This is a genomic window from Pseudomonas sp. P4_C3 (assembly GCF_056402075.1).
Genome location: NZ_JBFUIC010000056.1, coordinates 1 through 26,621, shown reverse-complemented (window position 1 = coordinate 26,621; position 26,621 = coordinate 1). Strand labels below are relative to the sequence as shown.

The following is a 26,621-nucleotide window of genomic DNA, read 5'->3' as shown; positions in this document are numbered from 1 at the left end:
ATGGACGCCCAGACAACGCGGGCATTCAGGAAGCTCGCGTTATCGTTAACGCCCATCGCGAGCAGGCTCGCTCCTACAGTTGGGCGGTGTTATTTCAAGTGCTGTTTCAGTTCTTCAGACGCCTGCAACATCGCCGAACGCACCGCCGGCACCTGGCTTACCACGTTGAGCAAACCGTAGTCGTGGATCAAGCCGTTGTAGCGAATCGAGGTCACCGGCACACCGGCTTCATCGAGTTTGCGGGCGTAGGCTTCGCCTTCATCGCGTAACACGTCGGCACCGGCGGTCTGCACCAGCGCTGGAGGCAATCCTTTCAACTGGGCGGTGGTCGCGCGCAGTGGTGAGGCGTAGATCTCGTTCCGTTGATTGGCGTCGGTGGTGTAGTTGTCCCAGAACCACTTCATCATGTTTTTGGTGAGGAAGTGCCCTTCGGCGAACTGGTTGTAGGACGCTGTTTCGAAGTTGGCATCAGTCACCGGCCACAACAGCACCTGGAACTTGATCGCCGGTGTGCCCTTGTCCTTGGCCATCAGCGCAACCACGGCCGCCATGTTGCCGCCGACACTGTTGCCGGCTACTGCCAGGCGCTTGCCATCGACGTTGATCTCTTTACCGTGCCCGGCCACCCATTGGGTCGCCGCGTAAGCCTGGTTGATCGCCACCGGGTAATGCGCTTCCGGCGACGGCGTGTAGTTGACGAAGACGGCCGCTGCACCCGAACCCGTCACCAGGTCACGTACCAGCCGCTCGTGGGTCGGGAAATCTCCCAGTACCCAGCCACCGCCGTGGAAGAACATGAATACGGGCAGCTCACCCTTGACCCCGGCCGGCCGGACGATGGTCAGGCTGATCGGTTGGCCGTCGACTTGAATGGTCTTCTGGCTGACATCGGCTTTTGGCTGCGTCAGCTTCACCCCGGCCTGCGCGCCTACCAGAACGGCGCGGGCCTCGGCGGGCGTCATTTGCTCCATCGGCTTGCCGGTACCGGCGTTCAGAACGTCGAGGAATGCCTGGGTGTTGTGTTCAACCCCAGTACCTGCGAACGCGTTGCTGATGGACAAGGCGAGAAGGGTACCGGTCAAGACTTTGCTGAAAGTGTTCATGTTCGTTTCCTGTTCGGGCCTGGGTAGTCAGCGCTTAGACGGTTACGTGCAGACGCACATCGACGTTGCCACGGGTGGCGTTGGAGTACGGGCAGACCTGGTGGGCCGCGTCGACCAGTGCTTGTGCGTCGGCTTGTTCAAGACCGGGCAGGCTGATGTGCAGGTCGATGTCCAGACCGAAACCGCCAGGGATCTGGCCGATGCCGACATGGGCGGTGATCGAAGCGTCGTTCGGGATGCTGCGCTTGGTCTGGCTGGCCACGAATTTCAGGGCGCCGATGAAGCAGGCGGAGTAGCCGGCGGCGAACAGTTGCTCAGGGTTGGTGGCTGCGCCGCCGGCACCGCCGAGTTCTTTCGGGGTGGCGAGTTTGACGTCGAGGATGTTGTCGCTGGAAACCGCACGACCGTCACGGCCACCGGTGGAAGTTGCGATTGCGGTGTAGAGAGTTTGCATGGTGAAAGCCTCGTTCAGGGTTTGGTTTGCGCTAAATGTTTGCGCGCTAATTAAGTGCGAGGTGAATGTATCGCGCCAATATTTAGCGCGCAAGATAAAATTTCAAACAGATTTGAAAAAGCGAAATGTCAGCGAGGGCGTTTTTGTTGGAAGTGTTGAGCTAGAGCTATCGAGGGAAATTTTTCAAGAAGAGGTGGCGAACCCGATTTTTCGGTCCCGCGCAAAACAAATGTGGGAGCGAGCTTGCTCGCGATTGCAGTCTCACATTCAGCAATGATGTTGACTGACACACCGCCATCGCGAGCAAGCTCGCTCCCACAAGGGATTTGTGGTGAATTGAAAATTACAGGCTGTCTTGCAGGTGACGACGCAGTTCCTGCAGCTCCGCTTGCAGGTTTTGCAGGCGCTCCAGTGTCATCCCGCTAGCGCCGAGGATGCACTGGGGAATATCCCGGGCCTTGTCGCGCAAGGTCCGGCCCTGTTCGGTGAGTTCGACGATCACCACGCGCTCGTCCTCGCGGCTGCGGGTGCGGCTGAGCAAGCCTTCGGCTTCCAGGCGCTTGAGCARCGGCGTCAACGAGCCAGGGTCGGTCAGCAACCGCGTGCTGATTTCGCCTACGGTCAAACCGTCCCTTTCCCACAAAACCATCATCGCCAGGTATTGCGGGTAGGTCAGTCCCAGCACCTGCAGCAAGGGTTTGTAGACCTTGGTCATCATCAGCGAAGTGGAATGCAGGGCGAAGCAGGCCTGATTGTCCAGCAGCAGGTTGTCGCAGTTGTCCGGGGAGTTGCGCTCGGTGGTCATGTCGAAGCCTTGATCTGTGATCTTAGGAATCTAGCGGGCGAATCTTTAATGCGCCAGATAAATTTGATCAGTGCTGTTGCAAATGGGTTTGCAGCAGCAGATCCCAGGGTGGAACCGGGCTGAAGCGGGTTTTCAGGTACTCCAGCAACAAGCGACTGCGGGAGTTGGGTTGCTGTTCCAGGCGCAAGGCGTAGATGCCGGTGCTTTCCGGTTTCGGCAGGCCGCTGTCGCAGAACAGCGGCAGCAACTCACCCCGCAACAGGTACTCGCTGACCAGCCAGGTTGGCAGGTGCGCGATACCCAGTCCGGCCAGCGCGCCGCAGACCAGCGCCTCGGCATTGTTGGCACTCATGCGGACCCGCGCCGGCCGGTGCAACTGCATTTGCCCGTCGCGCTCGAAACGCCAGGCGAAGGGCGGGGCCAGGCCATCCCAGTCGAGTCCGTCGTGTTCAGTCAGTTGTGAGGGCTCGGTTGGCACGCCGCGACGCTGCAAGTAATCAGGGCTGGCGCAGGCGATACGCACCATGCTCGCCAGTGGCGTGGCTACCAGCCGGGTATCGGCCAATTGCCCGGCGCGCAGCACCAGATCGACCTTGCCGAGGTTCAGGCCCTGCATGTCGACGAAGCTGTCGATCAGGTGCAGTTGCACATCGAGACCGGGATAGAGCAAGAGGAAATCGGCGATCACCGGTGCCAGGTGCCGGCGCCCAAAGGCTGTCGGCGCATCGATGCGAATCAGACCTTCCGGCGCGCTGCTCAGAGACACCGCTTCGGCCCGGGCCAGGCGCAACTCGGCGACGATCCGCCGTGCGCGCTCGGCAAAGGCCAATCCCGCCGGGGTGGCGCGTACTGCATGAGTGCTGCGCAGGAACAGCTGACTGCCGACCGCGCTTTCCAGGCTGTCGATTCGCCGTGCCACGGCCGAAGGGGTCAGCGGATGACGGCGCGAGGCGGCGGAAAAACTGCCGGTTTCCAGCACGTCGAGGAACAAGACCAGTTGGTCGGTCAGTTGATTGGGGTTCATGGCAGGTTTGCGCTTGTGCGAATTTGGCACAGCCATTGTGCGATGCTGTGCGTTTCCGCGCCAGAAGCAACTGCGTAGGATCAAAGGCCTGACGGCAACGGGGAAAATGCTGTGATTGAGTTTTTGATGTATCTGGTGTTCGGCGCTGCGTTGGGCACGCTCGGCGGGTTGTTTGGCATCGGCGGCGGCCTGATCGCCATTCCGCTGCTGGGCGTGCTGTTCGGGCTCGATCAGCAGATAGCCCAAGGCACAGCGCTGGTGATGGTGGTGCCGAACGTGATGCTGGCGCTGTGGCGCTATCATCAGCGCAACCGGATCGAACTGCGCCACGCGCTACCGCTTGCGATCATGGGGTTCTGCTTCGCCTGGCTCGGATCGATCTGGGCGGTAGGCATCGATGCGCAAACCATGCGCATAGGCTTTGTCGCGTTTCTGATCGCGCTGTCGGCGTACAACCTCGTTCGCATGTTCGCCGCCAGCGCTCCGCCGGCTTCGCAGATGAACTATTCATGGCCCTGGCTGGGCGTACTGGGTGCTGCATCGGGCACGATGGGCGGGTTGTTTGGCGTGGGGGGCGCGGTGGTGGCGACACCGGTGCTGACCAGTCTGTTCGGCACCAGCCAAGTGGTTGCGCAGGGGTTGTCGTTGGCGCTGGCCTTGCCGAGTACCGGGGTGACGCTGGTGACTTACGCCGTGCACCATCAGGTCAGCTGGGTGATCGGCTTACCCTTGGCGGTCGGCGGGCTGATGAGCATCAGTTGGGGCGTGAAGGTTGCCCACGCATTGCCGGAGCGGCTGCTGCGCGGGCTGTTTTGCGGGTTCCTGGTGTTCTGTGCGGCGATGCTCGCCTTCAAAGTTTGAAGCCTTCGATGATGTGCTCGGCCAGGCACTCGGTGATCGGTGACGGGTTATGCAGGTTGCGCACGAGCATGATGCTGGCCTCGGGCAGCAACGGCAGGTCCTCGGCTGCACCGAGGATGCGCATGTCCGCGGTGATCAGGCTTTCAAGCTGCGCCGTGACGGCCAGCCCRGCGCTGACTACTGCCATGATCGCCGACAGGCTGTCGCTGTTGTACGCCACCCGGTAGTCGCGCCCTTGGGCATCCAGGGCATTGCAGGCCCACAGGCGGCAGAAGCAATCACTGTTGAACATTGCCAGCGGCAGCGGCGTCTGCTCATGAGCGCTGTAGCATTGCGCTTCGGCCCAGACAAAACGTTCCTTGCGCAACAACTGGCCGATTTCGCTGCCCGGCTCGCGGGTGACGATGGACAGGTCGAGGTCCTGGCGCATCAGCAGTTGCTTGGATGATTCGCAGTGCACTTCTATCTGAATCAGCGGGTAGGACTGGGCAAACCGGCGCAGAATCCCCGGGAGGAATCGCATCACATAATCGTCCGGCGTGCCGATGCGCACCGTGCCGACCATGTCGGGTTCGCGCAAGGTATTGAAGACCTCGCTGTGCAGCTTGAGGATCCGCCGCGCATAGCCCAGCAACACCTGGCCTTCAGCCGTCAGCCGCACCTGCCGCCCGTCGCGCTGGAACAACTGACGCTGCAGCACATCTTCTTCCAGGCGTTTCATCTGCATGCTGACGGCTGACTGGGTGCGGTTGACGATTTCGCCGGCGCGGGTAAAGCCGCCCTGGTCGGCGATGGCGACGAAGGTGCGCAACACTTCGGTATCGATACTCGGGTAGGCGGACATCCATCAATCTCCGAGATATGTGACATCAGAAACATTCGTTGGATTGATCTTAGACCCGGCGCGAGACTGGAGCCATCCAAACGGAGGGCAACAAGATGAAAGGTCAACATGAGTTCCACGGTGCAGAAAAACACTCGATTCACGTGATATCCGATCTGCTGCACAAGGTCGGCCGCTGGTACGAACTGCATCGCGAGCGCGAACTGCTGGCGAGCTTGAGCGACGAAGCACTCAAGGACATCGGCATGAGCCGTGCGGATGTGGAGAACGAGTCGATCAAACCGTTCTGGAATGACCCGATGCATAAATGACCCGATCAATAAATGATGAGTGCCACGCTACACAAACCCCTTACCGGTGAGGTAGGTTGCGAGCAGACAAGGAGGCACCCATGCGCGCAACGTTGTCCTTTACCCTCAACCAGGCTCGGCGTCTGGCGCTGGCCGCCCAAGGGTTCAACGGGCGGTCGCCGCCAGCGGCGATCAAGGCTGTTGCACTCAATCGCCTGATCGAACGGCTGGGCATTTTGCAGATCGATTCGGTCAATGCATTGGTGCGTTCGCACTACCTTCCGCTGTTTTCCCGCCTCGGTAACTATTCTTCCGATTTACTCGACCAGGCTGCCTGGGGTCAGGGTAGGCGACGTACGTTGTTCGAGTATTGGGGCCATGAAGCCTCGTTATTGCCACTTTCCATGTACCCCTTGATGCGTTGGCGCATGCAGCGTGCAGCCCGTGGCGAAGACATTTATCAGCAATTGGCGCGCTTTGGCCGTGAACAGCAAGACACCATTCGCCGGGTGCTGGCTTCGGTCGAGGAGCAGGGCGCGCTGGGGGCCGGAAGTCTGTCGACCCGTCAGGAACGAGCCGGTCCCTGGTGGGACTGGAGCGCGGAAAAGCATGCGCTGGAGTGGTTGTTCGCGGCCGGTGAAGTGACCGTTGCCGGACGGCGCGGATTCGAAAGGCTCTACGATCTGCCGGAGCGGGTGATTCCCCGGGCGGTTCTTGCGCACCCCGTCCTGAGTGAAGGCGATGCCCAGCGCGGCCTGTTGCGGCATGCGGCAACGGCCTTGGGAGTCGGCACGGAGAAAGACTTGCGTGACTATTTCCGCTTGAACCCTGCGGACAGCCGCCCACGTTTGGCCGAATTGGTCGAGGCCGGTGAATTGCAGACCTGCGAAGTCCAGGGCTGGCGGCAACCGGCCTATTGTCTGGCCGGGCCAAAAGTGCCGCGCAAAGTCGTCGCCAGTGCATTGCTCTCGCCGTTCGATTCGCTGATCTGGGAGCGCAGCCGGACCGAGCGGCTGTTTGATTTCCGCTATCGATTGGAGATCTACACGCCGCAGGACAAGCGGGTGTACGGCTATTACGTCCTGCCGTTTTTGCACAACGAGCGGATTGCCGCACGGGTAGACCTGCGCGCCGAACGGGCGGCGGGCCGTTTGGCCGTGCATGCGGTGCATGAAGAGGAAGCGGGGCTGGACGAGGAGGGGATGCTGGCGTTGGCGGTCAATCTGCGGCAGATGGCGGATTGGCTGGGGCTGGCGCAGGTTCAGTTGAATTGCCCGCGGGCGAGTGCGGCAAGGTTGCGGGTGGCGTTCACTCAAATTGGCGGTGTTTGATCTGACGCCATCGCGAGCAAGCTCGCTCCCACAGTTGACCGAGTTGTTCGGGCGAACGCAGTCCAATGTGGGAGCGAGCCTGCTCGCGAAGGGCGCGGCGCAATTTAGCGCCGAACCTGCTTCAGTGTCTCGGCAATCAAAAACGCCAGCTCCAGCGACTGATCGGCATTCATCCGCGGGTCGCAATGGGTGTGGTAGCGATCCGATAAGCCATCCTCGGTGATCGGCCGCGCACCACCGATGCACTCGGTCACGTTCTGCCCGGTCATTTCGATGTGGATACCACCGGCATAACTGCCTTCGGCTTCGTGCACCTGGAAGAACTGCTTCACCTCGCCAAGGATCTGCGCGAAGTCGCGGGTCTTGTAGCCGCTGCTGGCCTTGATCGTATTGCCGTGCATCGGGTCGGAACTCCACAGCACCTGCTTGCCTTCACGCTGGACGGCGCGGATCAGCTGCGGCAAGTGATCGCCGACCTTGTTCGCGCCCATCCGCGCGATCAGGTTCAGGCGACCCGGATCGTTCTGCGGGTTGAGCACGTCGATCAAACGAATCAGGTCGTCGGGGTTCATGCTCGGGCCGACCTTGACCCCGATCGGGTTGTTCACCCCGCGCAGGAATTCGACGTGGGCACCGTCGAGCTGGCGGGTGCGGTCGCCGATCCACAGCATGTGGGCCGAGCAGTCGTAGTAATCGTTGGTCAGGCTGTCACGACGCACGAAAGCTTCTTCGTAGTTCAGCAGCAGCGCTTCGTGGGCCGTGAAGAAACTGGTTTCGCGCAACTGCGGCGAGGTGTCCATGCCACAAGCGCGCATGAACGCCAGGGTTTCATCGATACGGTCGGCCAGGTGGCTGTACTTTTCCGCCAGCGCCGAGTTGGCAATGAAGTCCAGGTTCCACTTGTGCACCTGATGCAGATCGGCAAACCCGCCCTGGGCGAACGCGCGCAACAGGTTCAGGGTGGCGGTGGACTGGTGGTAGGACTGCAGCAGGCGTTCCGGGTCCGGTACGCGGTTTTTTTCGTCGAAACCGATACCGTTTACGATATCACCGCGGTAGGCGGGCAGGGTCACGCCATCGATGGTTTCGTCGTTGGCCGAGCGGGGCTTGGCGAACTGCCCAGCCATGCGCCCGACCTTGACCACCGGGCAGCCGGCGGCAAACGTCATCACGATCGCCATCTGCAACAACACTTTGAAGGTGTCGCGGATTTTCGCCGCGGAGAATTCGGCGAAGCTTTCGGCGCAGTCGCCACCCTGTAATAGAAACGCTCGGCCCTGGGTCACCTCGGCAAACTGACGGCGCAACTCACGGGCTTCACCGGCAAATACCAGCGGCGGATAGCTGGCCAGGGTCTGCTCGACCTGCTGCAAATGCGCGGCGTCGGGGTATTGGGGTTGTTGCTGGATCGGCAGGGCGCGCCAGCTGTCAGGGCTCCAGGGTTGGCTCATCACGGTCTCTAGTGTTTTCGCTCGGACCTCCATGTTATCAGCAAATTAGTGCGTGACCTGTTCCCGTCGCTTCGCCGACAATCTCGCCTTTGCCGCTCTCTATACGCGGTGTTATTGCGTTGCCGGCCCCGGTGACGATCAGGAGATGAAATGACTGAGGAGCGCGTCGAGCATCTGCTCGCCGAGGTACAGGACGAGTTCGGCGTGATTCGTGTGCTGGAAGTGGCCGATTACCGTTTTCTCGAGTTCGGTGATGCCATCGAGCAAAGTTGCGTGTTCACCGCCGATCCGAGCTGGCTCGAGTACGACTATACCCGGGCGATGCTGATCGGCGCGCTGTGCCACGAGCAACCGGAAAGTGCGCTGTTTCTCGGCCTCGGCGCCGGGACGCTGACCCAGGCCTGCCTCAAGTTCCTGCCGTTGGAAGATGTCGAAGCCATCGAACTGCGCCCGGATGTACCGCGCCTGGCCATCGAGTACCTGGGGCTGGATGACGATCCGCGCCTGTACATCCGCGTTGGCGATGCGCTGGAGCTGCTGGACACCGCCGAATCGGCCGATCTGATTTTCGTCGACCTTTACACCGATGTCGGTCCGGGTGTCGGGCATCTGGCCTGGAGCTTTCTGGAAAACTGCCAGAAGCGATTGAATCCGGGGGGCTGGCTGGTCATCAATCAATGGGCTACCGACGATGGCAAACCCTTGGGCGCCGCGTTGTTGCGTGGTTTGTACCACCGACATTACTGGGAGCTGCCGGTGAAGGAGGGCAACGTGATTCTGATCGTGCCGTCGGAACTGGATCAGGAACTGGACATGGACGGCCTGATCGCCCGCGCCGAAGCGCTGGCGCCACGGTTGGGGTATTCGCTGGATTCGTTGATCAAGTGCATTCGTCCGGCGACATGAGTTGTCTGTGAAGGCGTCATCGCGAGTAAACTCGCTCCCACATCTGACTGCGATCCCCTGTGGGAGCGAGCTTGCTCGCGATAGCTTTCCAACTGGCGCTACAAGGCTAAAGCCCTTTGAACACTCCAGGCCGCCGCTCCACCATCGACCGCACACCCTCCTTGACGTCCTCGCTGGCCATCAACTTCTTGACCAGCAGCGGCAACGCCTTTGCCGCTGCGGTTTCCCCTTCATACCGGGCCTGTCGAGCAGACATCAGCGTCGCCTGCACCCCTAGCGGTGCCTGCCGGGCGATCCGCTCGGCCAGTTCAATCGCCCGGGGCAGCAAGTCCTCGCTGGCCATGACCTCCTGCACCAGGCCCAGGTGCAAGGCATCACGGGCGTCGAACTCATCACCAGTCAACAACCAGCGCATGGCATTGCCCCAACCGGAAACCTGATGCAGACGCAGGGTGGCGCCGCCGAACGGGAAGAGCCCGCGTTGCACTTCCATCTGTGCGAACCGGGTGTTGCTGGCGCACAGGTTGATGTCGGCGGCCAGCATCAATTCGATGCCGATGGTCAGGCAATAGCCTTGGGCGGCGACGATTACCGGTTTGCTGACCCTGGGACCTGCGAACACCCCCCACGGATCACAGCCGCCAGGGGGGACCTGCCAGCCTTCGGCGAGTGTAACGCTGGCATTGACCAGATCGAGCCCGGCGGTAAAGTGCTCGCCATGAGCGAACACCACCGCCACGCGCGCCTCGCTGTCGGCTTCGAACTCGCCATAGGCCAGACTCAACGCGTTGAGCAGGTCGAGATCGAAGGCGTTGCGCTTGGCTACCCGATCCAGACCGATCATGAACACATGACCATGCCGTTCGCGGCTGACTCGACTGGAGCTGGGCTGATTCATGGAGCGATCCTCGGGGTGGGAAGGGCGTGCCAGACCGGCGGTCTGCACGGCAAAGGATGAACCGTTTTAGCGCCATCACCCACAAGGCCGGGCCTTTGAAAAGTAGACGGCTGATCGATTATTCGCAAAGCCTGTCACACAACGGCGTATCCGGTGGATTTCCGATAAAAAAAGCTCCCTTTTTGGGTGAATTCCGGTATAGTGCGCGCCGGCCTTTAACCGGGCCGCGTTTAGGTAGCGCAATTCCCCGAAGCCAGCTTCGGCTGCACGTCCGCCCAGCGGACTCTTCCTTGACGATTCTTTTCATTCATTCGTTTTCGCAAATCCCCGCCGACAAAGCTGCCAGGGCGACTCTTGAGTCTCAACACGGCACGCGCAGCTTTGGAGCATGGGTCTTTGCGGATGCACTTAGAGGCAGACCCATGACCCAGGAAACCGGCGGCTTCGCCGCTTTTAATCTTAATCCGAATATTCTTGCAGCCGTCACCGCGACTGGCTACGAAGAGCCTTCGGCTATTCAGCAGCAATCGATCCCGATCATCATGGCCGGTCACGACATGATTGGTCAGGCGCAAACCGGTACGGGTAAAACCGCTGCGTTCGCCCTGCCGATCCTGCATCGCATCGATCCTGCAAAGCGCGAACCGCAAGCCCTGATCCTGGCCCCAACTCGTGAGTTGGCGCTACAAGTTGCAACCGCTTTCGAAACCTATGCCAAGCAAATGCCGGGCGTAACTGTTGTGGCTGTCTACGGCGGCGCGCCGATGGGCCCACAACTGAAAGCAATCCGTAATGGCGCACAGATCGTTGTCGCCACTCCGGGCCGTCTGTGCGACCACCTGCGTCGCGACGAAAAAGTACTGGCGACCGTGAACCACCTGGTTCTCGACGAAGCCGACGAAATGCTCAAGCTGGGCTTCATGGACGACCTGGAAGTTATCTTCAAGGCCCTGCCTGTCACCCGTCAGACCGTATTGTTCTCGGCCACCCTGCCGCAGTCGATCCGAGCCATTGCTGAACGCCACCTGCGCGATCCGCAACACGTGAAGATCCAGACCAAGACCCAGACCGTTACCGCGATCGAGCAGGCTCACCTGTTGGTTCACGCTGACCAGAAGACTTCGGCCGTTCTCAGCTTGCTGGAAGTGGAAGATTTCGACGCCCTGATCATGTTCGTGCGCACCAAGCAAGCGACCCTGGATCTGGCCAGTGCCCTGGAAGCCAAAGGCTACAAAGCCGCTGCGCTGAACGGTGACATCGCCCAGAACCAGCGTGAGCGGGTGATCGACTCCCTCAAGGATGGCCGTCTGGACATCGTTGTGGCGACCGACGTTGCCGCTCGTGGCCTGGACGTTCCGCGCATCACTCACGTATTCAACGTTGACATGCCGTACGATCCAGAGTCCTACGTTCACCGTATCGGCCGTACCGGCCGTGCCGGTCGCGAAGGTCGTGCACTGCTGCTGGTGACTCCGCGTGAGCGCCGCATGCTGCAAGTGATCGAGCGCGTAACCGGTCAAAAGGTTGCTGAAGTTCGCCTGCCAGACGCTCAAGCTGTTCTGGATGCGCGCATCAAGAAGCTGACCAACAGCCTGTCGCCGCTGGTGGCCGATGCCGAATCGACTCACGGTGATCTGCTGGATCGCCTGACTGCCGACATCGGTTGCAGCCCGCGTGCCCTGGCCGCAGCCCTGCTGCGCAAGGCAACCAACGCTCAAGCGCTGACCCTGGCTGCAATCGAGAAAGAGCGTCCACTGGTGCCTAACAATGCACCGCGTGGCGATCGTCCAGAGCGTTCCGGTGATCGTCCTGAGCGTGGTGACCGCGAGCGTCGTGCTCCGATGCCACTGGGCGAAGGCCGTGCACGTTGCCGTACCGCGCTGGGTGCGCGTGACGGTATCGCTGCCAAAAACCTGCTGGGCGCCATCCTCAACGAAGGTGGTCTGGCGCGTGAAGCCATCGGTCGCATCCAGGTGCGTGATAGCTTCAGCCTCGTCGAGCTGCCGGAAGATGGTCTTGAGAAGTTGCTGACCAAGCTGAAGGACACTCGCGTTGCCGGTAAGCAATTGAAGCTGCGTCGCTACCGCGAAGATTGATCCGCTTTCGGGCTGATTGATCGAACATAAAAAATCCCCGACTGGCTCGGGGATTTTTTATGCCTTATTGGCTAGCCGAAGCGATAGATGTCCATGCCCAATGCCCCCATGGTGAAGCCTTGGTGGGCAATGCTGAACTGCCCACCGGCGGCACGGGCAAAGTACAGCGGTAACAAGTGTTCGTCGCTGGGATGGTTGCGCACGGCATTCGGTGCCTGCGCGCGATAGTCGTGCAGCGCGGCTTCGTCGTTCGCGGCGAGTTTTTCGATCATCCAGTCACGAAACGCCTGAGCCCAAGGCTCAACGCTTTCGGGACCGGCATGCCAGTCCAGTTCCCGCAGGTTGTGGGTGATACTGCCTGAGCCGATCAGCAGGACTCCGTGCTCGCGCAGGCTGGCCAGCGCGTGGCCAACGCGGGTCTGCAGGGTGGGGCCGCCACGGGTGGGCAGCGAAACCTGGACAATCGGGATGTCTGCCTGCGGATACATCAGTGATAAAGGCACCCAGACGCCATGGTCGAAAGGCCGATTGCTGTCGATACGTGCTGGAAAGCCAGCGGTTTTCAATAACCCGGCAACCTCTGCGGCGAGTCGTGGGTCGCCTGGGGCTGGGTACTGCACTTCGAACAGGGCTTTGGGAAAGCCACCGAAGTCATGCCAGGTTTGCGGTTGTGGATTGCCGCTGACCAGCAGCTCATTGCTTTCCCAGTGTGCGGAAACAATCACGATGGCTTTTGGCTTCTGTATCTCGGCGGCCAGGCGGGCGAGTGCCGGCCCGCTGGCGCCGGGTTCCAGGGCGAGCATGGGGGAGCCGTGGGATATGTACAGGCTGGGGAACATGAATGAGCTCCTGAGAGTTAAGATGCAACATCTTCAGTCAGATCATTAATCTAAATCTAATATAAGTTTTAGGGTGTTTTGATCGAATTTTCGGGGTTATTTATGCAGCCGGAGTTTTGGCACAAGAAGTGGGCGGCGAACCAGATCGGCTTTCACCTGCCGCAGGTGAACCCTCATCTGAAGCGGTTCTGGCCAGCGTTAAGCCTTGAAGAAGGCGCGCGCGTGTTGGTGCCGTTATGTGGAAAAAGCCTGGATTTGCTATGGCTCGCCCATCAAGGCCATGAGGTCTTGGGGGTCGAACTGTCGGAAAAAGCCGTCGAGGAGTTTTTCAGCGAGCATGGCTTTGATCCGGCCGTCAGCGAGCAGGGGCCTTTCAAGGTCTATCGGGCAGGTTCCATTGAACTGTGGTGCGGCGATTTCTTCGAGCTGACGGCAGGCGATGTTGCCGATTGCTCCGCGCTTTACGATCGCGCGGCGTTGATCGCGCTGCCGGCGGAAATGCGAGAGCGCTATGCCGCCCATTTGAAGCGGATACTGCCGAAGGAGTCCCATGGCCTGGTGATTACCTTGGACTATGACCAGGCGCAAATGCCCGGCCCGCCATTTGCTGTACTCGATGATGAGGTGCGGCGGTTGTTCGGGGACTCGTGGACGCTGAAGATTTTGGAAGATCAGGATGTGTTGAGTGAAGGCGGGAAATTCCTGGAGGCGGGTGTTACGCGGCTTGAGGAGCGGGTGTATCGGGTTTCCAGCCGGTAAAACTGTGTTGTTTTTGCTGGCCTCATCGCGAGCAAGCTCGCTCCCACAAGGGACCTGCGTCGTTCACAAAACCCTGTGGGAGCGACGGTGCGACGATTCGACTTGCTCGCGATGAGGCCCTCAAAAGCACCCCCAATAATCAAGCAGACAAAAAAAGGCCCGCATCGCTGCGGGCCTTTTGCTTTGCTGTGGAGTGTATCAGCCCCGGCGACGAGCCAGAGCATCGATACGCTCTTCCAGTGGCGGGTGGCTCATGAACATGCGAGCGAACCCTTGCTTGATGCCACCGTTGATGCCAAAGGCGTTCAGGGTGTCGGGCATGTGCACCGGCAGCCCCTGTTCCGCCCGCAGGCGTTGCAGGGCACCAATCATCGCGGCGGTGCCGGCCAGGTTTGCACCGGCTTCGTCGGCACGGAATTCGCGCTTGCGCGAGAACCACATGACGATGGCGCTGGCCAGAATGCCCAGAACCAGTTCGGCGAAGATGGTCGCCACGTAGTAGGCAATGCCCTGGCCTTCTTCGTTCTTGAAGATCACCTTGTCGACGAAATTGCCGATGATCCGTGCGAAGAACATCACGAAGGTGTTCACCACGCCCTGGATCAACGCCAGGGTAACCATGTCGCCATTGGCCACGTGACCGATTTCGTGGGCCAGGACGGCTTTCACTTCATCCGGCGAGAAACGCTCGAGCAAACCCTGGCTGACTGCGACCAATGCGTCGTTCTTGTTCCAGCCGGTGGCGAAGGCGTTCGCCTCGTAGGCCGGGAAGATACCGACTTCGGGCATCTTGATTCCGGCTTCGCGGGACAGTTGCTCGACGGTTTGCAGCAGCCATTGCTCGTGACGGGTGCGTGGCTGGGTGATGATCTGGGTGCTGGTGCTCATCTTCGCCATCCACTTGGAGATGAACAGCGAGAACAGGGAACCTGCGAAACCAAAGACCGCACAGAAAATCAGCAGCTGATTGAGGTTGAGGTCAACCCCATTGGCCGCCATGAACCCGTTGAAGCCGAAAAGGCTCAGGGTGATGCTGGCAATCAGCACGACCGCCAGGTTAGTGGCCAAGAACAGCAGGATGCGCATCATGGTTGTAGAAATCTCCTCAAGCTAAAGATGTAGCGTACTGCGGGGTATATAAGGTGCTGCACCGGGGGATTCAACCGGGTGACTATTTCAAACTGTGTCCTACGGCAACAGTCTAGCTGCTTGCAGGGCATTTCCGACAAGTGTGCGGGAAGTGTTTGTCAGTCAATTCGTGTCGAAGGCCCCGCCTTTGTTAGGCGCGAGCAGCCAAGGCGCTGTCCGGCAGCGACAAAGCGACTGCCAGTGGCGCATTGCAAACAAATGTTGCCGGATCAATCACCGTGCGACCTGTGGGAACGTCGCACGGTGACAGATCGCTTACTGGCGGTAGGACTTGAGGAAGCCGCCGATGCGTCCGATGGCCATCTCCAGGTCATCGACACGGGGCAGGGTCACGACGCGGAAGTGGTCCGGCCATGGCCAGTTGAATGCGGTGCCTTGAACCACCAGCAGCTTTTCGGAGAGCAGCAGGTCGAGGACAAATTTTTCGTCGTTATGGATCGGGCAGACCTTGGGGTCGATCCGCGGGAACGCATACAGCGCACCCATCGGCTTGACGCAGCTCACGCCCGGAATGTCGTTGAGCAACTCCCAGGTGCGATTGCGTTGTTCCAGCAGGCGACCCTGGGGCAGCACCAGGTCATTGATGCTCTGATAGCCACCCAGGGCGGTCTGGATCGCGTGCTGGCTCGGCACGTTGGCGCACAGGCGCATGTTCGCCAGCATGTCGATGCCTTCGATGTAGCTCTGGGCGTGGTGTTTCGGGCCGGAAATGGCGATCCAGCCGGAACGGAAACCGGCGACGCGATAGGACTTGGACAGACCGTTGAACGTCAGGCAGAGCAGGTCGGGCGCCAGGGAGGCGGTGCAGATGTGCACGGCATCGTCGTAGAGGATCTTGTCGTAGATCTCGTCGGAAAACACCACCAGGTTGTGCTGACGGGCCAGTTCCAGCATGCCCAGCAGCACTTCCTTGGAATACACCGCGCCGGTCGGGTTGTTCGGGTTGATGATCACCAGGGCCTTGGTGTTCGGGGTGATCTTGGCCTTGATGTCGGCCAGGTCCGGCCACCAGTTGGCTTGCTCGTCGCACAGGTAATGCACCGGATTGCCGCCGGACAGGCTCACGGCTGCGGTCCACAATGGATAGTCCGGCGCTGGCACCAGCACTTCGTCGCCGTTGTTGAGCAGGGCCTGCATCGACATCACGATCAGTTCGGAAACGCCGTTGCCCAGATAGATGTCTTCAATGCCGACGCCTTCCACCTGCTTTTGCTGGTAATACTGCATCACGGCCTTGCGCGCACTGAACAGGCCCTTTGAGTCGCTGTAGCCCTGGGCGGTCGGCAGGTTGCGGATCACGTCCTGGAGGATTTCATCCGGTGCTTCGAAACCAAAGGGCGCCGGGTTGCCGATGTTCAGCTTGAGGATGCGATGGCCTTCCTCTTCCAGGCGCTTGGCGTGCTTGAGCACCGGGCCGCGAATGTCGTAGCAGACGTTGGCGAGCTTGTTCGATTTGCTGACCTGCATGGCGATGTGTTCCCGAAAATGAACGATCCAGACGGCGTTTGGACAACCGTGCTGGGAATCCTGCGTATTCACACAGGCCTGACGCCTTGAGATGCAGCACCCATATTTCCGTTTGAATGCGCGTGGTCTGGCTGCCAGACTGGCGTTTGACGAGGCGCAATCATACGTGCCGCCCGATCCGTGGAAAAGGTACAGATCGGGCTTTTTCAGCCGCTGAGGTGTGATGATGGAAAAGTTGGAAAAAACCCTGGAAGAATGGAAGTCAATGCTCGATCCAGAGCAGTACAACGTGTGCCGCCTCAAAGGCACCGAACGTCCGTTTTCCGGCAAGTACAACGCCACCAAGACCGACGGTGTCTACCACTGCATCTGCTGCAACGAGCCGCTGTTCGACTCAACGACCAAGTTCGACTCCGGCTGCGGCTGGCCCAGCTTCTATGCGCCGATCGGCGACAGCGCCATGACCGAAATCCGTGATGTCAGCCATGGCATGATCCGCACCGAAGTGGTCTGCGCCAAGTGCGACGCGCACCTGGGGCATGTATTCCCCGATGGGCCACCGCCGACGGGCCTGCGTTATTGCATCAACTCGGTGTGCCTGGACCTGGTGCCCCGCTCGTAATGCGAGCCCTGTAGGAGCAGCCTTMGGCAGCTCCTACAGTTGGTCAGCGTTTTGATTAATTAAATTGCACGCAATTCAATTGCTCGCTATTTTGTTATCTCTTCCATCCACTCGGACCCTCAAACATGAGCGACAACCTGCTGAGCATCCCTTGCACCACCATCAAGGGTGAGCAAAAGACCCTGGCGGATTTCGCCGGCAAGGCCGTGCTGGTGGTCAACACGGCCAGCAAGTGCGGTTTCACTCCGCAATACAAAGGCCTGGAAGAGCTGTGGCAGACCTACAAGGACCAGGGCCTGGTGGTGCTCGGTTTTCCCTGCAACCAGTTCGGCAAGCAAGAGCCGGGCAACGAAGGGGCGATCTCCGAATTCTGCGAGCTGAACTTCGGTGTCAGCTTCCCGCTGTTCAAAAAGATCGACGTAAACGGTGCCGACGCCCATCCGCTGTTCGTGCAATTGAAAAAGCGTGCACCGGGTGTGCTGGGTTCCCAGGGCATCAAGTGGAACTTCACCAAGTTCCTGATCGGCAAGGACGGGCAATTGGTCAAGCGCTTCGCTCCGGCGACCAAGCCGCAGGACCTGACCCGCGAGATCGAAGCCCTGCTCAAATGAATACCTTGTCAGTCGACTCCCTGAAGCTCGATAGCCAACTGTGTTTCAAGCTGTACGCGGCTTCCCGGGCGGTGATTCGCGCCTACAAGCCAATGCTCGATCAGTTGGGCCTGACTTACCCGCAGTACCTGGCGATGCTGGTGCTGTGGGAGTGGCAGGAAGCGGCCCCGGAGCAGCCGACCGTGAAGGCGTTGGGCGAGCGTTTGGCCTTGGATTCCGGCACGCTGACACCGTTGCTCAAGCGCCTCGAACAACTGCAACTGGTGCAGCGTCAGCGTTCGGCGCGCGATGAGCGTGAAGTGCATCTGAGCCTGTCGCCAGCCGGCACGGCCCTGCGCGATCAGGTAGGGCCACTCAAGGCCCGCCTGTTGTGCGACAGCGGGGTCGATCTGAACCGTCTCAACGATTTGCGCGATGGCCTCGATCACTTGTTGGGACAGATCAAGGCGCTGTCGTAGCGGGGACCCACAAGTCCAGCAGGGAGGCCAGTTCTTCCCGCCGGAAGGGTTTGGCCAGGTAGTCACTCATGCCCGCGGCACGACAGCGTTCGCGCTCTTCCGACATGGCGTTGGCCGTCAGGGCGACGATGGGCAGTTGGGGCCAGCGGCCGCTGCGGCGGATTTGCCGGCTGGCCTCATAGCCGTCCATCACCGGCATGTTGCAGTCCATCAGCACCAGATCGAACTCCCGTTGTTCGAGTTGATCCAGGGCTTCGGCACCATGGGCCGCGGTGGTCACCTCGCAGCCGAGTTTGCCGAGCATGCCCTTGGCCACCAGTTGGTTGACCGGATTATCTTCCACCAGCAGCACGCGCCCGCGGCGCTGCGGGCTTTGCGCGTCGAGTGGGACATTGTTGATCGGGTGGGTTTGCGGTTGCAGGATTCGCCGCAACAACTGATGCAGCGAATTGCGTGCCAGGGGGCGGGCCTGCTGTTGCAAGGGGGCGAGGGCGTTGACCTCTTCGCTGGGCATGAAATTGCCATAAGCGGTAATCAGCAGGATCGGCGCGCTGAGAGTGGGGCGCAAAATGAACAGGCACTCGGGGCAGTCGGTGATGAGCACGTCGGCCGCCAGGCCAAGCATTGGGTCATCCATGGAGCGCCGTTCGTAGTCCAGTCCCCAGCCAGGTAACAGGCCGTTCAGCAGTTCGCCCAGCCCGCTGCTGGCGGCCGTGATGGCGATGACTTTGCCCTTGAGCGAAACAGCCGGCATTGCACGGGTATGGCTGGGCAATGGCAAGTCCGCGCAGAACTGGCTGCCAAAACCCGGCTCGGAGTCGATCGTCAGGCGCCCTTGCATGGCTTCGCAAAGGTTGTAGGTCAGCGCCAGGCCCAGCCCGGTGCCGCCAAATTGGCGGGTAATACCGGCGCCGGCCTGAGTGAAAGGCTGGAAAATTTTCACTTGGGCATCCAGAGGGATTCCGATGCCGGTGTCACACACTTCGATTCTGACGCCGTCCCCGAACGTCGACAGGCGCACGTCGACACGCCCGAAACGGGTGAACTTGAGGGCGTTGGACAGCAGATTACTGACGATCTGCCGCACCCGGGTCGGATCGCCGAGCACGAGTGTCGGGAAATGCGGATCGATCAGGCAGGTCAGTTCGACGCTGGGGGCGGCGTTCTGCGATAACAGGTTGGCAGTGTCTTCGATCAGCGAGCCGAGGTCGAAGGGGATGTGTTCGAGTTCGAGTTGACCGGCATCGAACTTCGACAAGTCGAGAATATCGTTGAGCAATTCCACCAGCACTTTGCCCGAGTCATGGGCGATGGACAGCTGTTGCTGTTGTTCGGCAGTCAGCGGCCCGTCGAGGGACAGCGCGATCATCCCGAGCAAGCCATTGAGGGGCGTGCGGATTTCATGGCTCATGTTGGCCAGGAACACCGAGCGGGCGTCGGCCATGTCCAGTGCTGTGCTGCGAGCGGCTTCCAGTTCCAGGTTGGATTGGCTCAGCCGGGCATTGATCGCGTTGAGYTCGGCAGTGCGGGCCGAGACGATATTTTCCAGTTGGCCGAGATACTCGGTCAGGCGGTTTTCCGCATTGCGCCGCTGCTGGATTTCGGTGGCGATGTTTTTGAATTGCTGGTTGGCAACCTTGACCAGCACGCCGATCTCATCGTCGGCGTGCCCGGCGGGACACTCCAGTGAGCTCGGCTCGGTGCTGCTCGGGTCGCGGCCGCTGAGTTCACGGATGACCCGCACCAGGGGTTTGGTCAGCATCACATAGAACAGCGCCAACAGGATGCCGGACAGTAGCAGGCTGCGGGCGAAGCCATTGAGCAGGGTCACTTCGGCCCGGCGCAGGAACCGGTTGCCGAAGGCGTAAGTGTCGACGTTCAGCCGCAGCGTACCCAGGGATTCGCTGGGTAAATGATCCAGGTAAAGCCGGTCTTCGAACTGTCGGTTGGCGCCGAACAGGAAGTCACTGAACATCCGGTAACCGTTTTCCACACCGGCTCGCTTGACGCTGGCCAGCACAGTGCCGTTGTTGTCGGTCAGTTTCACGCTAGTGATCGCTGGCGAGCGCAGCAGGCCCAGGGTCAGTTCCTTGGCGAGTTCGGCGTCGATGTTGTAGGCAATTCGCGAGGCCGGGTTGTGGCTGATTTCCAGTAATGAAAGGATTTCACGATTGATGGAGGCGTCTTCACTGGCATAATCGATGCCTATTTGCAGCAGGCTGAGCAGCGTGCCCAGAATGAAACCGACCAGCACGGTAAGCCGGGCTTGCTTGAATGACAGCCGGTTGGTGAATTTGATGTCCATGGAGGGGTGAACCACTTCCGTTTCCTTTCGCTGCTCAAGCATAGTCGATCATGCCTGCCTGTTGATGTTCTCGCGAGGCCTGTACTGCGGGGGCCGCCGCTTGTGTGACGCTGTGTTTCGTCGCTGTATCACCATCATTACTGTGAACGTGCCCGAGGAGAAGTCGTGGATTCCCGATTGAATGCTTTTCTTGAACGCGCCGATGCCGTTCTGGCCCGTATCGAGCCGTTGCTGCCGGCGCCGCGGCCAGCTATCGACTGGACGCAATGCCTGGCTGCGCGCTGGCAGTGTGAGGCACGCGGCGGATATCTGATGCCACTGGAGGTCAGCCTCGACATGCATTTGTCGGACCTGATCGGCGTCGACCGGCAAGTCGAGCAGCTTGGGCGCAATACCCAACAGTTCCTCGATGGCATGCCCGCCAATCACGCCTTGCTCTGGGGTTCGCGCGGCACTGGCAAGTCGTCGCTGGTGCGCGCCTTGTTGGCCGAGCACGCACAAGCCGGTTTGCGTTTGATCGAGATTGAACGTGATCACTTGGCAGACCTGCCGCGAGTGGTCGAACAGATCGGCAAACTGCCCCAGCGTTTCGTGCTGTTTTGCGATGACCTTTCCTTCGAGTCGGGTGAGGGTAATTACCGGGTGCTCAAAAGCGTCCTCGATGGCTCGCTGGAACAGGCGCCGGACAACGTTTTGCTGTACGCCACGTCCAACCGTCGCCACCTGGTGCCGGAAAAGGAAAGTGACAACGAAAACTGGAAACGGGTCGACGGCGAACTGCATCCCAGCGAGGCGGTGGAAGACAAGATCGCGCTGTCGGACCGCTTCGGTTTGTGGCTGTCGTTCTATCCGTTTACCCAGGAACACTTCCTCAACGTCGTCGAGCACTGGATCGGTCAGTTGGCCGGCAAGGCCGGACTGGCGTGGCAGCGCAGCGAAGAGCTGGACATTCTGGCGGTACGCTGGGCCACCGGCCGGGGCAATCGTAATGGACGTTGCGCTTATCAATTTGCCCGTTATTGGGTCGGGCTGAAACTGTTGGAGCACAAGGCATGATCGATTTACAAAAGAGCGGCCAGGGCCTCGAAGGCTACGGCATGCTGCACGCGCAGCTGGAGTCCTTGCTGGCGGACGAGCGGGACTTCATCGCCAATGCCGCACAGTTCTCGGCGTTTCTGTTCAATCAGCTCGATGACCTGAACTGGGCCGGTTTCTACCTCAACCGCCATGAAGAACTGGTGCTGGGCCCGTTTCAGGGGCAGATCGCTTGCGTGCGGATTCCGTTCGGTCGCGGCGTATGCGGGGCAGCGGCTGCCACCTTGCAGACTCAACGAGTCGAAGATGTTCACGCGTTCCCCGGTCACATTGCCTGCGACAGCGCCTCGAACAGCGAACTGGTGGTGCCGCTGGTCAAGGACGGCCGATTGATCGGTGTGCTCGACCTCGACAGTCCGAAACTGGCGCGTTTCACCGAACAGGACCAGGCAGGAATCGAACAGCTGGCGGCGATTTTCCTGCGGCTGACCGACTGCTGATCAAGACCCCGGGCCTGCCTTGAGCAGCAGGCCTGACGCCGGTTTTCTCCATGACGGTCAACACCCTGCTGAGGGTCCAGGCATAGTTAAGGCTCTGTCACTTTGCCTTCGTCGTAGTGCTCGATCTGACGTAGTAACGCGCCCTCCAGCTCAATTATGGCGCACTCCATGGATTTACAGCATGCAACCACTTTTTCGCGATCGAAATCCTCATGGCAGGCTGCTTCGAGTGCCTCGCAGCGGTCGATCAAGCGGGATGCCTGCACTATCCGGGCTGCGCCTTTGATTTTGTGGGCAATGTCCTTCAGCGCCTGCGTATCTGCGGAGCTGGATAGCGACAACAGCGTTTGCAGATCCTGGCGGTTGCTATTCACCAACTCGTTGAGCAATCGCCGGTTCAACATCGGGTTGCCCCCGGTCAGCAGTTTCAACCCGTGCAGGTTGAACGCCGGGGCTGCCTGGGTGGGCTCAATGCCTTCYACCCATAGACTCAAGGCACCGAGGCTGAGGGGTTTGAACAGGCAGTCGTCCATTCCCGCCTGTTTGCAGCGTTGTACTTCTTCCGGTTGGGCGTTAGCGGTAAAGCCGAGAACGGTGCAGGGAGGACGATGGTTTTGTCGTTCATGCTGGCGAATGGCGCGGGCTAGCTCGTAACCGTTCATGACCGGCATGTTGCAATCGGCGATCACCAGATCAAACGGCTGGTCTTTCCATGCATCCAGTCCCTCCTGGCCATCGGCCGCGACGGTAAATCGATGCCCAAGAAACTCCAGTTGCTGGCACGTGAGCAAGCGATTGGCCGGGTGATCGTCGACTACCAGCACACTCAACGGGGTTGTGGCGACGATGATTTGCGTTTCGGCCACCTGGGCTGACTGTTGTAGCGGCAACGTTTCCAGCAGTAGCAACACCTCCACTTGAGTGCCGACGCCCGGTTCGCTACGCAATTGCAGATTGCCGCCCATCATCTCGCAGAGGTTGCGGCTGATCACCAGCCCCAGCCCTGCGCCCCCCCTGGCCGATTGCATGGCGTTGTCGGCCTGTGCGAAGGGTTCGAACAGGTGCTGTTGATCCTGTTCGCTGATCCCGATACCACTGTCGTGAACCTGCACCCGCATTTGCACGTGCTCAGGTTGCGTTGCCGGCTGCAGATCGACAATGACCCGGACCTGGCCTTGCTCGGTAAACTTGATGGCATTGCTGATCAGGTTGGACAGCACTTGTTTGAAGCGCAAAGGATCCAGCAACACATCGAAGGTCGGGTTGGCCGATGAAAACTCCAGTACCAGCCCGAGCTTCTTCTGTCGGGCCAGGCCATCGAAAATCCGCACGACCGAGGCTACGAGTTCACCCGGACTAACGCGCTCCGGGCTCAGGCTCAAGCGTCCTGATTCGATTCTGGCAATGTCCAGAATGTCGCCAATCAGCTCCAGCAACCCTTTCGCCGAGTTGTATGCGACATCGATGGTCGCGCGCTCCGGGTGCAGATGATCAAGACGCTTGAGTGTCAGTTCAAGCATACCAATGATTGCATTCATCGGCGTGCGGATCTCATGGCTCATCGTGGCCAGAAACGTGCTTTTGGCCCGGTTGGCGTTATCGGCACGTTCTTTCGCGCAACGCAGATCATCGAGCAGTTGCCGCCGTTCGCYGATATCGATCCAGCCACCGATAATGCCTTGCACTTTTGCGCTGGAATCCCGATAGGGAAGAATCCAGTGATAGATCGTCAGCCGCCGGCCGCCAATGTGCAGTTCGCGATCGACGATCAAAGGTCTGCCCTCGGCCACCACGCGTTGGTAGTCAGCCTGGTACTCCCGGGCTTCGAATACATTGCTCATCGATCCCTGCATGACACTTTTGCCGATGACATCTTCACGCCTGGCGCTGAACGCTTGCAGGTAACTGTCGTTGCAACTTTGCAGTAGTCCCTGGCGATCACGTACGTAGATCGGATGGGGCGTGCCATTGACCAGCGATCGCATGAACTCGAATTGATCGTTCAACGCACGCTCGGCGGCCTTGCGTTGCTTGATCTGGCGTCGCATGTAGTCGTTCCACGCAATGGAAATCAGCAACAGCACGCCGGCACCGATGACGATCTGATAGAACAGTCGTTGATAGTTGCGCCAGGTGTTTTGCGAAGACGCCGAATAGCCGCGCCAACGGCTGTTGATGATGCCCAGTTCTTCCGGCGAGATGCTTAGTAACGCCTTGTCGAGAATCGCGTTCAGCTCTTTGGCGCCCCGAGCGGTGGCAAGGGAAAACGCTGCCTGCTCGGTGCCGATGGTGGTGCTGATTTGCAGTGTGTGCTCGAACAGTCGCGACGAAATGAAGTAATTGGCAATGATCAGTGAGTTCACCGCGCCCTCGACCTGGCCTTCGGCGAGTAACTCTACGGCGCTGAAGGTGTCCGGGGCTTCAATCAACTTGATCCGGGGAAATTCTCTGCGCAGGTAATCCATGAGTGGATTGCCACGGGCAATGGCCAGGCGCTTGTCCTGCAACTGCACGAGGTTGGTCGGGCTGTCGGCGGCTTTGCGGGTCAGCAGGACGTAGGAATTTTCCAGAAAGGGTCGAGTAAAGTTCAGTTGGGTTTGACGTTGCGCGCTGGGAAGCAACGCGGCGATCACATCGGCCTTGTTGTCCTTGATCTGTTTGATCATCTCGTCATCGCTCCGACTGTGCTGGATGTCAAAGCGCAAGCCGGTGCGCAGCCTGATCAGCTCAAGCAAATCTGCGGTGACACCGCGAAAGTTGCCGTTGCTATCGAAAAACGTCAGTGGCGCAAAGGCTTCGTTGACGACGACGCGCACTATCGGGTGGCGTGCCAGCCAGCGTTCTTCCCGTTCAGTGAGTTGCAACTTTTGATCGGTCAGCAGAATGTCGCTACCGGCGCTCCAGCGTTTGGCGATGTTTTCTCGTTCACTGGAGGGGATGGCCGTGATCGTCGCGTTGATGATGCCAAGCAGCTCGGGGTTGCTCCTGTTCACGGCGAAGCTGAAACCATAGGCTTCATGTTTGCCGAAGTTGGCCATCCGGATGTTGTTCAAGTATCCCTTGTTGATCATGTAGTGAGTTGAAATGGTGTCACCGAGAAACACGTCCGCCTGATCGAAAGCAACGGCGTTGATTGCATTCTGGTAGGAGGGATAGGACGTGATGATCGCCTTCGGGTACAACGCCCTGACTTCCGTCAGCGGCAAGTAGTGATACACCATGCTCAGGCGCAATCCGGCCAGGCCCTCGGTGAGGGATCGGGTTTCCCCTTCGCGGGTCACCAAGACGGGTTGGTCGACGGCATAGGGTATCGACAGTGCAATGTCGGCATTGCCAGCTTCGAATCCATTGGCGGTGCCTAGCAGATCGACTTCGCCGCTTTCCAGTGCAGCGATCGCGGCCCCTCGGGAATCGAAACGCTGAACCGTGACGGGCAAACCGGTTATTTTTCCCAGAAGACCAGCGTAATCGGCGGTAAACCCTTCATAGTCCTGCCCACTGGTGGTCAGGTCGAAAGGGGGGTAGTCCGGGGCTGACGTCCCGAGCGTCAGTTCATGTTTTTGCTTTATCCATTGCCGTTGGGATTCATCCAGTCGAACCTCCATTGCTCCGGCCTTCGAACGGCTGAGCAGTGTGTAGTGTTCACTGTTCGGTGCCCCAAACAACGAGGTGCTCACGCATAGACCTGCAGTCACCTGTATCAGATAAACCTTCAAACGGCTGGGCATCGAGGGTCTCACACTAGCGCGTTTCGTTTAGCCATCTCGATTAGTTCAACCAGGGATTTGGCTTTGAGCTTCTGCATGAGGCGCTTTTTGTAGGTGCTCACGGTCTTGTTGCTCAGAAACATCCCCTTGGCGATTTCCTTGTTTGTGCGACCTTGGGCAAAAAGTTGCAAGACCATCAGTTCCCGGTCGTTTACGGATTTGAACAGTTCCAGTTCGATGCAGCGTGTTTCATCTCCGCGGATGGGGTTCAAGGCCTCGCTCGGAAAATAGTTGTAACCTGCAAATACCGCTTTTATGGCGCTGACCAGTTCACTGATGTCCTCTTGTTTGCAGACATAGCCCGAGGCACCGGATTGCATGCAACGAATGCCGAAAAGTGTCGGGCATTGTGCTGTCAGTACCAGTGTTTTAAGAGGTGTATTCATGGCGTTGAATCGGGATAGCACTTCCAGGCCATCCAGTTTTGGAATGCTGATGTCGAGAATGACCAGATCCGGCATGCATTCGCGAACCATCTGCATGGCGTCGACCCCATTGTCAGTTTCGCCGACGACTTTGTAACCTTCATGCTCCAGCAGCATTCGAACGGCAAGGCGGATAACCGGGTGATCGTCGACAATAAAAACGGAGTTCATAATCAAGTCCCATGCGAGCTCAAATAAAGCGCGCACCTTAGCTCAGATACTTGAAGGGGCGCATGAACTGACCGAGCTGTAGCAGCAATATAGGAGAAATCCTACAGATCAAAAGGAATGGGACTACGTGTTAACTAGGTTTCTTATTAGGAAGGCTAAGAAAGTCCAGCGCTTTGGTGTACTTTTGAAGGAAGTTGTTTGTAAGTTTTACGTTGTATGTTTTCCGGCTTTTATATGTTTCTTTTTTCTATAGTAGTGCTGAGGTCAACAAGTCTCTAAATTCAGATTGTTTCAGTGGTTTTATCAAATATCCCAATAATGGCAGCCCGTAATCAGTGGCTGTTTTTACAAGCTCATCCAATTCAGACGTTGTCAGACTACTCAGAATGATCGCCTGTCTGATCAGCCCTCGCTGGCTGGCGAACCGGACCAGATCGAGTCCCGTCAGAT

25 protein-coding genes are annotated in these 26,621 nt (G+C 59.3%); 11 read left to right on the top strand and 14 right to left on the bottom strand.

Features of this window, described 5'->3' with window-relative positions; translation table 11 throughout:
- Window positions 1-89: 89 nt before the first annotated feature.
- The 4 genes from AC1DVH_RS12445 to AC1DVH_RS12430 form a co-directional block, all read right to left on the bottom strand.
- Window positions 90-1,103, bottom strand: a complete 1,014-nt coding sequence (locus AC1DVH_RS12445) for an alpha/beta hydrolase (RefSeq protein ID WP_477754044.1) — start codon at window positions 1,101-1,103, stop codon at window positions 90-92.
- Window positions 1,104-1,137: 34 nt separating this feature from the next.
- Complete coding sequence (locus AC1DVH_RS12440; RefSeq protein ID WP_046031808.1) at window positions 1,138-1,557, bottom strand: organic hydroperoxide resistance protein; 420 nt, start codon at window positions 1,555-1,557, stop codon at window positions 1,138-1,140.
- Between the two features lie 343 nt (window positions 1,558-1,900).
- Entirely contained in the window at window positions 1,901-2,362 is a 462-nt protein-coding gene (locus AC1DVH_RS12435) for a MarR family winged helix-turn-helix transcriptional regulator (protein WP_477754043.1), read from the bottom strand.
- A 67-nt stretch (window positions 2,363-2,429) separates the two neighbouring features.
- Window positions 2,430-3,386, bottom strand: coding sequence for a LysR family transcriptional regulator (locus AC1DVH_RS12430; RefSeq protein ID WP_477754042.1), 957 nt, complete (start codon window positions 3,384-3,386; stop codon window positions 2,430-2,432).
- Window positions 3,387-3,497: 111 nt separating this feature from the next.
- Between AC1DVH_RS12430 and AC1DVH_RS12425 the strand changes: the two genes are divergently transcribed.
- Window positions 3,498-4,247: a sulfite exporter TauE/SafE family protein gene (locus AC1DVH_RS12425; protein ID WP_477754041.1), complete on the top strand. Its 750-nt coding sequence runs from the start codon at window positions 3,498-3,500 to the stop codon at window positions 4,245-4,247.
- Here AC1DVH_RS12425 and AC1DVH_RS12420 read toward each other — a convergent pair.
- Entirely contained in the window at window positions 4,237-5,091 is an 855-nt protein-coding gene (locus AC1DVH_RS12420; RefSeq protein WP_477754040.1) for a LysR substrate-binding domain-containing protein, read from the bottom strand. The two genes, AC1DVH_RS12425 and AC1DVH_RS12420, sit on opposite strands and share 11 nt — an antisense overlap.
- 95 nt (window positions 5,092-5,186) lie before the next feature.
- Between AC1DVH_RS12420 and AC1DVH_RS12415 the strand changes: the two genes are divergently transcribed.
- On the top strand, window positions 5,187-5,402 hold the full coding sequence (locus AC1DVH_RS12415; RefSeq protein WP_007983517.1) for a DUF1127 domain-containing protein: 216 nt from the start codon (window positions 5,187-5,189) through the stop codon (window positions 5,400-5,402).
- An 80-nt stretch (window positions 5,403-5,482) separates the two neighbouring features.
- Window positions 5,483-6,712 carry a winged helix-turn-helix domain-containing protein gene (locus AC1DVH_RS12410; RefSeq protein ID WP_477754039.1) on the top strand — a complete coding sequence of 410 codons (1,230 nt, stop codon included), beginning with the start codon at window positions 5,483-5,485 and terminating at the stop codon, window positions 6,710-6,712.
- A gap of 104 nt (window positions 6,713-6,816) precedes the next feature.
- On the opposite strand, the gene AC1DVH_RS12405 is transcribed toward AC1DVH_RS12410, so the two are convergent.
- A complete protein-coding gene (locus tag AC1DVH_RS12405; RefSeq protein WP_477754038.1) occupies window positions 6,817-8,163 on the bottom strand; it encodes a class II 3-deoxy-7-phosphoheptulonate synthase in 1,347 nt (448 codons plus the stop codon).
- 150 nt (window positions 8,164-8,313) lie between these two features.
- Here AC1DVH_RS12405 and AC1DVH_RS12400 point away from each other — a divergent pair, with 150 nt between their 5' ends.
- Window positions 8,314-9,069 carry a spermidine synthase gene (locus AC1DVH_RS12400; protein ID WP_108229894.1) on the top strand — a complete coding sequence of 252 codons (756 nt, stop codon included), beginning with the start codon at window positions 8,314-8,316 and terminating at the stop codon, window positions 9,067-9,069.
- Window positions 9,070-9,175: 106 nt separating this feature from the next.
- Here AC1DVH_RS12400 and AC1DVH_RS12395 read toward each other — a convergent pair whose 3' ends face one another.
- Complete coding sequence (locus AC1DVH_RS12395) at window positions 9,176-9,967, bottom strand: crotonase/enoyl-CoA hydratase family protein (RefSeq protein ID WP_477754037.1); 792 nt, start codon at window positions 9,965-9,967, stop codon at window positions 9,176-9,178.
- Between the two features lie 422 nt (window positions 9,968-10,389).
- On the opposite strand from AC1DVH_RS12395, the gene AC1DVH_RS12390 reads away from it, so the two are divergent.
- The gene (locus AC1DVH_RS12390; protein WP_150756007.1) at window positions 10,390-12,063 is read left to right on the top strand and encodes a DEAD/DEAH box helicase; all 1,674 of its coding nucleotides are present in this window, start codon (window positions 10,390-10,392) and stop codon (window positions 12,061-12,063) included.
- Window positions 12,064-12,134: 71 nt separating this feature from the next.
- Here the strand turns inward: AC1DVH_RS12390 and AC1DVH_RS12385 are convergent, their stop codons facing one another.
- Window positions 12,135-12,902, bottom strand: coding sequence for a DODA-type extradiol aromatic ring-opening family dioxygenase (locus AC1DVH_RS12385; RefSeq protein WP_477754036.1), 768 nt, complete (start codon window positions 12,900-12,902; stop codon window positions 12,135-12,137).
- 102 nt (window positions 12,903-13,004) lie between these two features.
- Here AC1DVH_RS12385 and AC1DVH_RS12380 point away from each other — a divergent pair, with 102 nt between their 5' ends.
- The gene (locus tag AC1DVH_RS12380) at window positions 13,005-13,661 is read left to right on the top strand and encodes a thiopurine S-methyltransferase (RefSeq protein WP_477754035.1); all 657 of its coding nucleotides are present in this window, start codon (window positions 13,005-13,007) and stop codon (window positions 13,659-13,661) included.
- 198 nt (window positions 13,662-13,859) lie between these two features.
- On the opposite strand, the gene htpX is transcribed toward AC1DVH_RS12380, so the two are convergent.
- Both htpX and AC1DVH_RS12370 read right to left on the bottom strand, forming a co-directional pair.
- Complete coding sequence (gene htpX / locus AC1DVH_RS12375) at window positions 13,860-14,750, bottom strand: protease HtpX (protein ID WP_007973520.1); 891 nt, start codon at window positions 14,748-14,750, stop codon at window positions 13,860-13,862.
- 315 nt (window positions 14,751-15,065) lie between these two features.
- Entirely contained in the window at window positions 15,066-16,277 is a 1,212-nt protein-coding gene (locus AC1DVH_RS12370; protein ID WP_007973513.1) for a pyridoxal phosphate-dependent aminotransferase, read from the bottom strand.
- A 226-nt stretch (window positions 16,278-16,503) separates the two neighbouring features.
- On the opposite strand from AC1DVH_RS12370, the gene msrB reads away from it, so the two are divergent.
- The 3 genes from msrB to AC1DVH_RS12355 all read left to right on the top strand — a co-directional run bounded on the left by msrB (window position 16,504) and on the right by AC1DVH_RS12355 (window position 17,968).
- Window positions 16,504-16,899, top strand: coding sequence for a peptide-methionine (R)-S-oxide reductase MsrB (msrB, locus tag AC1DVH_RS12365; RefSeq protein WP_477754034.1), 396 nt, complete (start codon window positions 16,504-16,506; stop codon window positions 16,897-16,899).
- Between the two features lie 125 nt (window positions 16,900-17,024).
- Window positions 17,025-17,510 carry a glutathione peroxidase gene (locus tag AC1DVH_RS12360; protein ID WP_056727098.1) on the top strand — a complete coding sequence of 162 codons (486 nt, stop codon included), beginning with the start codon at window positions 17,025-17,027 and terminating at the stop codon, window positions 17,508-17,510.
- Window positions 17,507-17,968, top strand: coding sequence for a MarR family winged helix-turn-helix transcriptional regulator (locus AC1DVH_RS12355; protein ID WP_046043405.1), 462 nt, complete (start codon window positions 17,507-17,509; stop codon window positions 17,966-17,968). Before AC1DVH_RS12360 ends, AC1DVH_RS12355 begins: the two co-directional genes overlap by 4 nt.
- On the opposite strand, the gene AC1DVH_RS12350 is transcribed toward AC1DVH_RS12355, so the two are convergent.
- Entirely contained in the window at window positions 17,952-20,273 is a 2,322-nt protein-coding gene (locus AC1DVH_RS12350; RefSeq protein WP_477754045.1) for a hybrid sensor histidine kinase/response regulator, read from the bottom strand. The genes AC1DVH_RS12355 and AC1DVH_RS12350 overlap by 17 nt on opposite strands.
- A 165-nt stretch (window positions 20,274-20,438) precedes the next feature.
- Between AC1DVH_RS12350 and AC1DVH_RS12345 the strand changes: the two genes are divergently transcribed.
- A complete protein-coding gene (locus AC1DVH_RS12345) occupies window positions 20,439-21,329 on the top strand; it encodes an ATP-binding protein (protein ID WP_477754033.1) in 891 nt (296 codons plus the stop codon).
- Window positions 21,326-21,808 (top strand): GAF domain-containing protein, encoded by a 483-nt coding sequence (locus tag AC1DVH_RS12340; protein ID WP_477754032.1) that lies wholly within the window; start codon window positions 21,326-21,328, stop codon window positions 21,806-21,808. Before AC1DVH_RS12345 ends, AC1DVH_RS12340 begins: the two co-directional genes overlap by 4 nt.
- Window positions 21,809-21,894: 86 nt before the next feature.
- On the opposite strand, the gene AC1DVH_RS12335 is transcribed toward AC1DVH_RS12340, so the two are convergent.
- The 3 genes from AC1DVH_RS12335 to AC1DVH_RS12325 all read right to left on the bottom strand — a co-directional run.
- Complete coding sequence (locus AC1DVH_RS12335; protein WP_477754031.1) at window positions 21,895-25,536, bottom strand: transporter substrate-binding domain-containing protein; 3,642 nt, start codon at window positions 25,534-25,536, stop codon at window positions 21,895-21,897.
- An 8-nt stretch (window positions 25,537-25,544) separates the two neighbouring features.
- Window positions 25,545-26,171: a response regulator gene (locus AC1DVH_RS12330; protein ID WP_477754030.1), complete on the bottom strand. Its 627-nt coding sequence runs from the start codon at window positions 26,169-26,171 to the stop codon at window positions 25,545-25,547.
- 247 nt (window positions 26,172-26,418) lie between these two features.
- Window positions 26,419-26,621, bottom strand: a 203-nt coding sequence (locus tag AC1DVH_RS12325) for a response regulator (RefSeq protein WP_477754029.1), incomplete at its 5' end; no start/stop codon positions are given.